Consider the following 11,828-nt stretch of genomic DNA (forward strand, 5'->3'; position numbering starts at 1 on the left):
ATTTATATCGTTAGAATACGAGATTATGGCAGACGTATTTAAGACAGTACTCATTCAGCACTCAGCAGAGAGAATGTATAACTTGGTGATTGATGTGGCCAAGTACCAAGACTTTCTTCCCTGGTGTGGTGGGGTTGAGATTTTTGAGCAAACAGAAGAAATTCTGGATGCAAAAATACACATCAAATTTAAAGGTTTGGAACAGTTTTTCCACACCCGAAATACCAATGTCAGGCCAAACTCAATTGATATGACCTTTGTGGACGGGCCCTTTAAGAAGTTTCATGGTAATTGGCGCTTTACCCCTCTAAAAGAGAATGCTTGCAAGATTGAGTTCCAACTTCATTATGAATTTGAAAGCCTTTTGCTTGAAAAGATCATTGGCCCAGTGTTTGGAATCATTGCCGGAACATTTGTGGATGGATTTGTGAAGCGTGCTGATCAAGTCTATGGAGCGCCCTGATGCCTATTTTGGGCTTATTGCTTTGCGATAGTCGCTCAGGACAACCTGTCTTGAGCGATGTTCAGGTGACCTTTCCCCTTGATCAGCCTGTGACTGTTGGGCAAGCCCTGATTCAGCTGGGTATTGCAAGCTCACCAAAAGACCCTGAAATTGCCAGAAAAGGGTGCTTTGGGGTCTTTGGCAAACGCAAGGATTGGGACAGTCCTATTTACGAGGGTGATCGCTTGGAGCTATACAGCCCACTGCTGATTGACCCAATGGCAGCAAGGCGGAAAAAGGCTCATCAGAACCAAGATGCCAAATTGCAAGCCAAAGCTGCAGACCGAAAAGGGCGTTTTTTGAGCAAATAATCATAAAACCTCTATAATTCGCTTTTGCGCATAGGGGTTTTGCATGAGGCTCATCCAAAAAGCACTCACATTTGACGACGTGCTTCTCGTTCCCGCTTATTCAGCGGTTCTTCCACGTGATACTCAGTTGGGTACTCAACTGACACGCGATATTTCGATCAACATCCCATTGGTATCAGCTGCCATGGACACAGTCACAGAAGGCCGTTTAGCCATTGTGATGGCCCAAGAGGGTGGTGTTGGCATTATTCATAAGAACTTAACGCCTGCCGAGCAAGCTCGTGAAGTTGCCAAGGTCAAGCGTTACGAATCAGGTGTTTTAAGAGATCCGATCACCATTTCACCGGATATGACGGTTAGAGATGTGATTCATCTGTCTAAAGAACATGGTTTTTCAGGCTTCCCGGTTTTACAGGGCAAGAAAGTTGTTGGCATCATTACCAACCGTGATTTGCGCTTCGAAGAAGATTTGGACGCCAAAGTCAGCGAAAAAATGACTCCTAAAGACCGTTTGGTCACTATCAAAGAAGGTTCTCCTCCTGAGGAAGCCAAGCGTTTGATGAACAAACATCGTTTAGAGCGAGTCTTGGTTGTTGATGACAATTTTGAGTTGCGCGGTTTGGTTACAGTTAAAGATATTTTGAAAGCCAAAGAACATCCTTTGGCGAGTAAAGATGGTCGTGGTCAATTGATTGCTGGTGCCGCTGTAGGTGTTGGTCCAGACAACGATGAGCGCATTGAGCTCTTGGCTAAGGCTGGTGTGGATGTGATCGTGGTGGATACCGCTCACGGCCACAGTCAAGGTGTTTTAGACCGCGTTAAATGGGTTAAAAAGAACTATCCTCAGATCCAGGTGATTGGCGGCAATATTGCCACTGGTGAAGCTGCTAAAGCATTGGTGGCTCACGGTGCGGATGGCGTTAAAGTGGGTATTGGCCCTGGTTCAATTTGTACAACTCGTATTGTTGCGGGTGTGGGCGTGCCTCAGATTACTGCGGTTGTGAATGTTTCTGAAGCCTTAAAAGGTACAGGTGTTCCTTTGATTGCTGATGGTGGTATTCGCTACTCTGGCGATATTTCAAAAGCTTTGGCAGCAGGCGCTCATTGCGTGATGATGGGTGGTATGTTTGCTGGTACTGAAGAAGCACCAGGCGAAGTTTTCTTGTACCAAGGTCGCTCATATAAGAGCTATCGTGGCATGGGTTCTGTAGGCGCCATGAAAGATGGTGCAGCAGATCGCTATTTCCAAGAAGACAACAGTGCCAACGTCGACAAACTCGTTCCTGAAGGTATTGAAGGACGTGTGCCTTACAAAGGCAGCGTGTTAGCCATTGTTCATCAGTTAACTGGTGGCATTCGTTCTTCTATGGGTTATTGTGGCTGCAAGACAATTGATGAATTACACGAAAAAGCAGGATTCGTTGAGATCACTTCAGCCGGTATGCGTGAGTCTCACGTTCATGACGTGCAAATCACCAAAGAAGCGCCCAACTACCATATCGACTAATTAGCCACTTAGGATTACTGTGCACGACAAGATTTTAATTTTGGACTTTGGGTCCCAAGTGACCCAATTGATTGCAAGACGGGTGCGTGATTCACGCGTTTATTCTGAAATCCATCCGTACGATGTAGATCCAAGCTTCATTGAAAAGTTTGTCAAAGAGCAGGGTTGCAAAGGCATTATTTTGTCTGGTGGTCCAAGTTCTGTGACAGAGGGTGATACACCTCGTGCACCGGAAATTGTTTTCAATCTTGGCGTACCAGTGTTGGGCATCTGTTATGGCATGCAAACCATGGCTGCTCAGTTGGGTGGCAAAGTAGCCACAGCAGAGTCATTGGGTAAATCTCGTGAGTTTGGTTACGCTGAAGTGCGTGCCCGTGGACACACAAAATTATTAGAAAACATTCAGGACTTCACAACGCCAGAAGGTCATGGCATGTTGAAGGTGTGGATGAGTCATGGTGACTCTGTGACTGAGTTGCCAGCAGGCTTTAAGTTAATGGCATCTACAGACTCATGTCCTATTGCTGGCATGGCTGATGAGGACCGTCGCTTTTATGCTGTTCAATTCCATCCAGAAGTAACCCATACCATTTTGGGCACAGCAATCATTGAGCGCTTTGTGCATCAAATATGTGCCTGCAGTACTGATTGGGTGATGGGTGATTACATCGCTGAAGCGGTTGAAAGTATTCGCAAACAGGTTGGTAGTGATGAAGTAATTCTAGGTTTATCTGGTGGCGTTGATTCAAGTGTTGCTGCAGCCTTGATTCATCGTGCCATTGGCCAACAATTGACCTGCGTGTTTGTTGATCATGGTTTGCTTCGTTTGAACGAAGGCAAGATGGTCATGGACATGTTTGCTAAGAATTTGGGCGTGAAGGTGATCCATGTGGATGCGACTGCTCAGTTCATGGGTGAATTAGCTGGTGTTTCTGATCCAGAAGCCAAGCGCAAGATTATCGGCAAAGAATTTGTTGAGGTTTTCCAAGTTGAATCAGGCAAGATCAAGAATGCAAAATGGTTGGCTCAAGGCACCATTTATCCTGATGTGATTGAGTCAGCTGGTAAAGGTAAGAAAGGCGCTCACACCATCAAGAGTCACCACAACGTGGGCGGTTTACCTGATGACATGAAGCTTTCATTGCTAGAGCCTTTGCGTGAACTATTCAAAGATGAGGTTCGTGCCTTGGGTGTTGCATTAGGTCTACCTCCAGAGATGGTCTATCGTCATCCTTTCCCAGGCCCTGGTTTGGGCGTGCGTATTTTGGGTGAAGTTAAAAAAGACTTTGCCGATTTATTGCGTAGAGCCGATGCCATCTTTATCGAAGAGCTGCGCTCAACCATTGATGAAACCAGCGGCAAGTCTTGGTATGACTTAACCAGCCAGGCTTTTGCTGTGTTCTTACCAGTTAAGTCAGTGGGTGTGATGGGTGATGGTAGAACGTATGAGTATGTTGTGGCATTGCGTGCTGTTCAAACTCAAGACTTCATGACTGCTCATTGGGCGCATTTGCCACATGACTTATTGGGACGCGTTTCCAATCGAATCATCAATGAAGTGCGCGGCATCAATCGCGTGGTGTACGACATCAGCGGCAAGCCACCAGCAACAATCGAGTGGGAATAACAGGGAATCATTTCCCTGGTTTTGGCATGAGGGTTCTCAGTCTCATTCCACCCATGACGCAGTTAAATACGCCGTATCCATCTACGGCGTACATCACTGGTTTTTTACGTTCCCGTGGTATCGATGCAAGACAGGATGATTTGGCACTGTCTTTGGTCTTAAGCTTCTTCTCTAGAGAAGGCTTGGCAGAGGTTCATGAGGCAGCCCTGTCAATTCCTGAAGAAGATCGCAGTGCGACCATTAACTTCTTCCTAGATTATTTTGAAAATTATCAAAGCAGCATTGAACCCACCATCAAATATTTGCAGGGCGGTGACAGTACGCTGAGTCACCGTATCAACAGTCGTTCATTCTTGCCAGAGGGTCCAAGATTTCAGGCCTTAGATTCTTATGAGGATGATGGGTCTGGTGATTCTCTTTCTTGGGCATTCGGTGCCTTGGGTGCTGAAGATCGAGCGCGCCATTTAGCGACACTTTATTTGAATGATTTATCGGATGTCTTGCGTGATGCGGTTGATGATCGCTTTGAGTTTGTCCGGTACGCTGAATCGTTGGCAGGCAGTCAGCCAAGTTTTGATCCATTAGCAAATGCTTTGAAAGCAAAGCCAACCCTGATGGATGAGCATTTGCGATCTTTGACCATCGAGCAAATTGAAAAGCACGAGCCCAATCTGGTGTTACTTTCTGTACCTTTCCCGGGATCGGTTTATGCGGCCTTGAGAATTGCTCAAGTGATCAAAGAGAAATACCCATCGATCAAAATTGCTTTGGGTGGTGGCTATGTCAACACTGAATTGCGAGAGTTAACAGAAGCAAGAGTATTTGATTATGTTGATTTCATCACATTAGATTCTGGTGAACGTCCATTATTAGCCTTGATCGAACACCTGAATGGCAAACGTGGCATCAATCGTTTGGTTAGAACTTTTATCCGTAATGAAACAGGGCAGGTGCAATACATTCAGTGGGCTGAACCTGATGTGCCTTTTGAAGAGGTTGGCACAGCCACTTGGGATGGTTTGCCTTTGGGTTCTTATTTATCACTCTTGGACATGCTCAATCCAATGCACCGTTTGTGGAGTGATGGCCGTTGGAATAAATTAACAGTCGCCCATGGTTGCTATTGGAAAAAATGCAGCTTTTGTGATGTCAGCCTAGATTACATCTCTCGCTATGAAACTGCATCAGCATCATTGCTGGTAGATCGCATTGAACAAATTGTGGCTGAAACAGGACAAACAGGTTTTCACTTTGTGGATGAGGCAGCGCCACCAAAAATACTGAAAGCTTTGGCAGAAGAGTTGATTCGGCGCAAGGTGGTGATTTCTTGGTGGGGCAATATTCGTTTTGAAAAAACCTTCACGCCAGAGCTTGCTGAGTTATTAGCTGACAGTGGCTGTATCGCCATGTCCGGAGGCTTGGAAGTTGCCTCTGATCGCTTATTGGCTTTGATGGAAAAAGGGGTGACTGTTGAACAGGTGGCACGTGTGACCAAGAGCTTCTCTGATGTTGGCATCTTGGTTCATGCGTATTTGATGTATGGCTTTCCAACACAAACTGTTCAAGAGACTGTGGATTCATTGGAGTATGTGCGACAGTTATTTGAAAACGGCTGTATCCAGAGTGGCTTCTTTCATCGATTCACCTGCACAGTTCATTCTCCTGTGGGTAAAAATCCCAAGGCCTATGGTATTGAATTAATTCCACTGCCAGAGATCACTTTTGCCAAAAACGATATTGGTTTCATAGATCCAACCGGCACTGATCATGATGCCTTAGGGCAGGGCTTGAAGAAGGCTATTTATAACTACATGCATGGCATTGGCTTTGAAGCAGACATCAGAAGCTGGTTTGATTTGCAAGAGCCCGTGCCTAAGAGCACTGTCTCAAGGCAATTTATTGCCAAAGCTTTACAACTGTGACCCCCAGATATTCTTTACAATAAGCAATATTGCAAAACCTTTAGGATTGAATGACTTACAGTGTTAAAGAGATCTTTTTGACGCTTCAGGGCGAAGGTGCTCACGCTGGTCGTGCGGCAGTTTTTTGCCGTTTTAGCGGATGTAATCTCTGGTCTGGTCGAGAAGAAGATCGCGCTACGGCTGTTTGCCAGTTTTGCGATACGGATTTCGTTGGCACTGATGGTGAGGGTGGCGGTAAGTTTGAATCTGCAGAGCTCTTAGCCCAGGCCATCAATCAAATGTGGGGTTTTGGTGACCCGCATCACAAATATGTTGTCTTCACGGGTGGCGAGCCATTGCTACAGCTTGATGATGTTTTGATCAACGCTCTTCATGCACATGGTTTTAAGATTGCTATTGAAACCAATGGCACGATCCGAGTACCGGCCGGAATCGATTGGATTTGCGTGAGCCCCAAGCATGGCTCAGATTTAGTTCAAGTCCAAGGCGATGAACTTAAATTGGTCATCCCTCAAGCTGGACATGCAGGGCAGCTGCCTCAATTATTGGCTCGTTTTGAAAAGATGTCGTTCAAGCATCATTTTTTACAGGCTCTAGATGGCCCAAATAAAGAAGCCAATACAGAATTAGCCATTAAAATCTGTCAGTCACGCCCTTTATGGCGTTTAAGCACTCAAACACACAAGTTATTAGGTATTCGCTAGGCAAGCGCGATCATGAATAAGAAAATTGAAATCACCCGTAAATTAGAGTTCGACGCTGGTCATCGCATACCGCACCATGATGGCCATTGCCGTCATATTCACGGGCACCGCTATGTGATTGAAGTCACTTTGATGGGTAATGTGTTGAATCATCAAGGTCATGGTGATGATGGCATGGTTTTGGATTTTGGCGATATCAAAAAAATCACCAATGATGCCATTGTTCAACAATGGGACCACGCCTTTTTAGTAGCCAAAGAGGATGTGGCTTTGGTTAATTTCTTGGCCACCATCCCTGGCCACAAAACTGTTGTCATGAACTCCATCCCAACGGTTGAAAATTTGGCCCAAGAAGCATTTGCCACTTTAGATCCGATTTTTAAAGACAGATTTGGCGGTCGCTTGAATCTCAGTCGTTTGCGTCTATACGAAACTCCTAATTGCTGGGCAGATGTTCATGCCTAATGAGCAAGATGCAGAGTTCATGAAGATGGCTCTGATGCAAGCTCATCTTGCGCGCGACGCTGGCGAGGTTCCAGTAGGGGCTGTTCTTGTGGCAAACCAGCAAGTCATTGCCACTGGACATAATCAGCCCATCGGTCATCATGATCCCAGTGCCCACGCTGAGATTGTGACTTTGAAAGCTGCTGGTGCAGCTTTAGGTAATTACAGATTGCCTGAAACAACCCTTTACGTTACCTTAGAGCCTTGCATGATGTGTTGTGGTGCCATCATGCACGCCAGGGTCTCTCGATTAGTTTATGGTGCATCTGATGCTAAAACAGGTTGTGTGCACAGTGTCATGAAGCTCTTTGACAATACCCAGCTAAATCACCATACAATGGTTGAAGGTGGCGTGTTGGCAGATGAATGCGCTCAAGTATTGAAAGATTTTTTTAAAGAACGCAGAACTAAAGCTTGATTAAAAAATTCAATAAGTAAATTTAGATAGCTAAACAAGTAAACAAATACGTTTTATGAAACTTCACCTCATCGCTCCTTCAGGATCATTGCCAGACCCTCAGGTTTTGGCCAATGGTGAGGCTTGGTTTAAAAAGCAGGGCATTGAGGTTAAAAATCTTGCGTGCGGTAATAGACAATTTCAGCGATTTGCAGGCACCGATCAAGAACGTTTGGATGAGATCAATCAGTTAGTCAATCTCTCACCTGATCATGTGGTGATGTCTTTGCGTGGTGGCTATGGATTAAGCCGCTTGCTAGATCGAATCGATTGGCAGGGGATCGCCAAGCAAGTCAAACAAGGTTTAAAAATTGTTGGTCACAGTGACTTCACAGCTTTTAATTTAGGCTTGTTTGCTAAGACGGGCGCCCCTAGTTTTGCTGGCCCAATGTTCAGCTATGACTTCTGTGGTGATGTATCTGAACTGACCTGGAAACATTTTCAAGAGGCGATGACCAAGTCATCGATTGAGATTGAAGTGGTCGCCCCGCAAGTCATATCCTCATCGATTGGTATTACTGCTGATGACAAAGCTATTCTATGGGGTGGCAATCTCACGATGTTGACTTCACTCTTAGGCACGGAGTTCTTTCCTTCCAAAGATCAAGTCAAGGGTGGCATTCTGTTCATCGAAGACGTGAATGAACACCCTTACAGAATAGAGCGCATGCTTCATCAATTGATTGATACTGGTTATTTGGGTCAACAAAAAGCTGTATTGATGGGTGATGTTTCATCCTATCGCTTAAGTGATGTGGATCGTGGCTATGACCTCAATGCAGCCATTGACTCGATCAGACTGCGATTAGGCAAGCAAACTCCAATATTGACTGGCTTGGCCTTTGGGCATTGTCCTGACAAGCTAACTCTACCAGTAGGTCGCTATGCCAGCCTCTCGGCTTCATCAGATGCTTTCATTTTGAAGGCAAATTGCGCCTGATTCAGGTCTTGCAGCAGTTTCTCGGCTTTACCCCCATGGATTGGTTAAAATAGACGACTTTGGTCCTCTCACACTTTTACAGGCTAATAACGTGCTTTCAGCAGCAAATATCACCATGCAGTTCGGGGCGAAGCCCTTATTTGAAAACATTTCAGTCAAATTCGGTGGCGGTAATCGCTATGGTTTGATTGGTGCAAATGGTTGTGGCAAGTCCACATTCATGAAAATCCTTGGTTCGGATCTTGAGCCGTCAGCCGGTAACGTTTCTTTAGAGCCAAATATTCGCTTGGGTAAATTGCGCCAGGATCAGTTTGCCTATGAAGATAAGCGTGTGTTAGATGTGGTGATGATGGGCCATGAAGACATGTGGAATGCAGCGGCTGAGCGTGATGCGCTTTATGCCAATCCAGATGCCACAGATGAAGATTACATGCGTGCAGCAGAACTAGAGACTAAGTTTGCTGAGTACGGTGGTTACACAGCAGAAGCCAGAGCAGGGGAGTTGCTTTTAGGTATCGGCATTCCGACTGAGCAACACAATGGCCCAATGAGTGAAGTAGCTCCTGGTTGGAAATTGCGTGTACTTTTGGCTCAAGCATTGTTTTCTGATCCAGATGTATTGTTGCTCGATGAGCCAACCAACAACTTGGACATTCACTCGATTCATTGGTTGGAAGATATTCTGAACGCCAGAAACAGCACGATGATCATCATTTCTCACGATCGTCACTTTTTGAACGCTGTTTGTTCACACATGGCCGACATGGACTTCGGCACATTGACGGTCTATCCAGGCAATTACGATTCATACATGTTGGCTTCGATGCAAGCCAGAAGCCAGCAGTTGGCAAACAATGCCAAGGCCAAAGAAAAGATTGAAGAACTTCAAGCCTTTGTGCGCCGATTCTCTGCGAATGCTTCTAAAGCACGTCAAGCAACCTCTCGCCAACGTCAGTTAGAGAAAATTGAAGTGGCTGAAATCAAACCATCTTCAAGACAAAATCCATTCATTCGTTTTGAGTTTGAAAAGAAATTACACAACATCGTTGTTGAATGTGATGCTTTGAGCAAAACTTATGAACGCAATATTTTCAAGAACTTCAAGTTGATGATTCGCCCTGGCGAAAAAGTTGCCATCATTGGTGAAAACGGCGCTGGTAAAACAACATTATTGAAATCAATTTTGAGTGAAAAGTTTGGCGGTATCGCAGTTGATGCTGGCACAGTGAAGTGGTCAGAGAATGCTGATGTGGGCTATATGCCTCAAGATACCAGCGAGTGTTTCCCGCAAGACATGACTTTGTTGGAGTGGATGGGGCAGTGGGGCAAGCCGGGTGATGATGATCAAATCATCAGGGGCACATTAGGCCGCTTGCTGTTCTCTGGCAACGATATTGGTAAGTCAGTGCGTGTGATTTCTGGTGGTGAAAAAGGTCGCATGATCTGGGGCAAGCTCATGCTTCAGAAGCACAACATCTTAGCGATGGACGAGCCTACCAACCACATGGACATGGAATCGATTGAAAGCTTGCAAACATCTTTGGAAAAATATGATGGCACAGTGATCTTTGTTTCTCATGACCGTGAATTCATCACAGGTTTGGCAACAAGAATTCTAGAAATCAGAACAGATGGAACGGTGGCAGAATTTGAGGGCTCTTATGAAGAGTACTTGGCGAGCCAATCGATCGAAGGTTAATCTTTTCTAACGAAGCGCATGGCAGTGGCTTCATGAGTGATGCGGGTCCAAATGACCTGCTTTTCTTCTGGAGTCATGAAAACCCAGTTACAAACTTCAAGAGCAGTTCTTCCGCAACCTTGGCAGACTTCATCAAACAAAGTTGAGCAAATGCCAATGCAAGGAGAATCCAGATTATCTGGGTTAATTGCTAAGGGCACAGCAGGGCTTGAATCTGGATTATTTGAGTTTGTCATTGGGTTTTACATGTAACTGCCGTATTTATAACGCTTGGCATTGAAGAGTTTCACTTCCTCTTGTCCAAGCACCAGTTTTAGGAATAAAACTGATAGCAGATAGTTCGGCCTTACCTGAGCAGTTTAGATCAAAATAACTGATCGGACCTAAACTGCCACAGAAGTTGTAGTTCTGTTGATTTACCTTCATCGATGAACCTTCTAAAATCATCGTGAGTGGTTTTTCATCTGGATTACTTGGGTCTTTTTTGCAGTGCCAAGTAACGTAGTCATTTCTATCGCAGGCTGTGATGGCCAGTGATACAAGAAGATAAATAGGTAATTTTTTTAAAAACATGTCCACGAATATAGCTCAATCTCATACAACCCGTGAATCTTGGCTTCAGGCGGCCGTTCATTCTCTAGAACCGATTTTTTCAAAAGCTGGTTTTGCGATTCCACCGGTCAAGGTCTCTTGTGGTTGGCCAGCTTCTAGCAGCCCAAGAACAACCCTTGGACAGTGTTGGCCAAAAGAGCGCTCTGGTGATATGGTCAATGAGATCTTTGTTTCTCCAAAGATTGAAGATCCTGTCGAAGTGCTTGATACCTTGGTTCATGAGCTATGTCATGCGGTGGATGATTGTCACAGTGGTCACGGTGAAGACTTTAAAGAAATCGCACATTGTGTAGGTCTTGAAGGTCCAGCAAGAAGTGCGCATGCCACTGAAGAATTAACAGTGCGCTTGATGATGATTGCAGAAAGACTAGGGCAGTACCCACACAAAGCCATCGTTTTTCCACCGCCAAGAGCCAACAATACGCAAAAGGCCAAAGCCAAATGCGGGCAGTGTGGTTATGAAGTGAGCTTACTTAAGAAATGGGCCAGCATGGGTGCGCCAATATGCCCTAAAGACAATGTTCGTATGGAAGAAGTTGTTACAGACTTGATCTCTGAAACTCCAGAAGAAGAGTTTGCTCGCAAAGAGAAAGAAAAAGAGATCAAGCGCGCCGTTTGCTAGTGCAAATTAGCCAGTAGATTAGCGCTGGATCAATTCAATCTTGTAGCCATCTGGATCTTGAACAAAGGCAATCAATGTATTGCCACCTTTGACCGGTCCAGCTTCACGAGTAACATTTCCACCAGCTACTTTGATGTCTTCACAGGTCTTATAGATATCTTTAACGCCAATGGCAATATGGCCATAGGCAGTGCCCATCTCATAATTGCTAACACCGTGGTTGTAGGTGAGTTCAATTTCAGCCTGTCCTGAGATATTGCCTTGTTCATAGCCTACAAAAGCCAATGAATAATCCATACCAGGGCGCTCAGTTGTTCTTAACAAGTTCATGCCCATCACTTCGGTATAGAACTTGATAGATCGTTGTAGATCGCCAACTCGAAGCATGGTGTGTAGTAATTGCATGGTCATTCTTTCTTTG

General features: G+C 45.2%; 14 protein-coding genes. 11 read left to right on the forward strand and 3 right to left on the reverse strand.

What is annotated here, in order from left to right; genetic code table 11:
- Window positions 1-25 precede the first annotated feature (25 nt).
- The 10 genes from GQ367_RS04355 (at window position 26) to GQ367_RS04400 (ending at window position 10,173) form a co-directional block, all read left to right on the forward strand.
- Window positions 26-463: a type II toxin-antitoxin system RatA family toxin gene (locus GQ367_RS04355; protein ID WP_215289328.1), complete on the forward strand. Its 438-nt coding sequence runs from the start codon at window positions 26-28 to the stop codon at window positions 461-463.
- Complete coding sequence (locus tag GQ367_RS04360; RefSeq protein ID WP_215289330.1) at window positions 463-813, forward strand: RnfH family protein; 351 nt, start codon at window positions 463-465, stop codon at window positions 811-813. The genes GQ367_RS04355 and GQ367_RS04360 overlap by 1 nt, the downstream gene beginning before the upstream one ends.
- Window positions 814-856: 43 nt before the next feature.
- Window positions 857-2,320, forward strand: coding sequence for an IMP dehydrogenase (gene guaB, locus GQ367_RS04365; protein ID WP_215289332.1), 1,464 nt, complete (start codon window positions 857-859; stop codon window positions 2,318-2,320).
- Window positions 2,321-2,339: 19 nt separating this feature from the next.
- Window positions 2,340-3,947, forward strand: coding sequence for a glutamine-hydrolyzing GMP synthase (guaA, locus tag GQ367_RS04370; RefSeq protein ID WP_215289333.1), 1,608 nt, complete (start codon window positions 2,340-2,342; stop codon window positions 3,945-3,947).
- A 26-nt stretch (window positions 3,948-3,973) separates the two neighbouring features.
- Window positions 3,974-5,869 (forward strand): radical SAM protein, encoded by a 1,896-nt coding sequence (locus tag GQ367_RS04375; protein ID WP_215289334.1) that lies wholly within the window; start codon window positions 3,974-3,976, stop codon window positions 5,867-5,869.
- A gap of 50 nt (window positions 5,870-5,919) precedes the next feature.
- Entirely contained in the window at window positions 5,920-6,573 is a 654-nt protein-coding gene (gene queE, locus GQ367_RS04380) for a 7-carboxy-7-deazaguanine synthase (protein WP_215289335.1), read from the forward strand.
- A 12-nt stretch (window positions 6,574-6,585) separates the two neighbouring features.
- Window positions 6,586-7,038, forward strand: coding sequence for a 6-carboxytetrahydropterin synthase QueD (gene queD, locus GQ367_RS04385; RefSeq protein WP_215289336.1), 453 nt, complete (start codon window positions 6,586-6,588; stop codon window positions 7,036-7,038).
- Window positions 7,031-7,495: a tRNA adenosine(34) deaminase TadA gene (tadA, locus tag GQ367_RS04390; protein WP_215289337.1), complete on the forward strand. Its 465-nt coding sequence runs from the start codon at window positions 7,031-7,033 to the stop codon at window positions 7,493-7,495. Before queD ends, tadA begins: the two co-directional genes overlap by 8 nt.
- A gap of 55 nt (window positions 7,496-7,550) precedes the next feature.
- Window positions 7,551-8,474: an LD-carboxypeptidase gene (locus GQ367_RS04395; protein ID WP_215289338.1), complete on the forward strand. Its 924-nt coding sequence runs from the start codon at window positions 7,551-7,553 to the stop codon at window positions 8,472-8,474.
- Window positions 8,475-8,565: 91 nt separating this feature from the next.
- A complete protein-coding gene (locus tag GQ367_RS04400) occupies window positions 8,566-10,173 on the forward strand; it encodes an ABC-F family ATPase (protein WP_215289340.1) in 1,608 nt (535 codons plus the stop codon).
- Here the strand turns inward: GQ367_RS04400 and GQ367_RS04405 are convergent.
- The gene (locus GQ367_RS04405; protein WP_215289342.1) at window positions 10,170-10,409 is read right to left on the reverse strand and encodes a DUF1289 domain-containing protein; all 240 of its coding nucleotides are present in this window, start codon (window positions 10,407-10,409) and stop codon (window positions 10,170-10,172) included. The genes GQ367_RS04400 and GQ367_RS04405 overlap by 4 nt on opposite strands.
- Window positions 10,410-10,434: 25 nt before the next feature.
- Window positions 10,435-10,752 carry a hypothetical protein gene (locus GQ367_RS04410; RefSeq protein ID WP_215289344.1) on the reverse strand — a complete coding sequence of 106 codons (318 nt, stop codon included), beginning with the start codon at window positions 10,750-10,752 and terminating at the stop codon, window positions 10,435-10,437.
- On the opposite strand from GQ367_RS04410, the gene GQ367_RS04415 reads away from it, so the two are divergent.
- Window positions 10,745-11,407, forward strand: coding sequence for a SprT-like domain-containing protein (locus GQ367_RS04415; protein WP_215289349.1), 663 nt, complete (start codon window positions 10,745-10,747; stop codon window positions 11,405-11,407). The two genes, GQ367_RS04410 and GQ367_RS04415, sit on opposite strands and share 8 nt — an antisense overlap.
- 18 nt (window positions 11,408-11,425) lie before the next feature.
- Here the strand turns inward: GQ367_RS04415 and gloA are convergent, their stop codons facing one another.
- A complete protein-coding gene (gene gloA, locus GQ367_RS04420) occupies window positions 11,426-11,812 on the reverse strand; it encodes a lactoylglutathione lyase (RefSeq protein WP_215289351.1) in 387 nt (128 codons plus the stop codon).
- Window positions 11,813-11,828: the final 16 nt, after the last annotated feature.

The organism is Polynucleobacter sp. MWH-CaK5, assembly GCF_018687615.1.
In the GTDB taxonomy this organism is placed as follows: domain Bacteria; phylum Pseudomonadota; class Gammaproteobacteria; order Burkholderiales; family Burkholderiaceae; genus Polynucleobacter.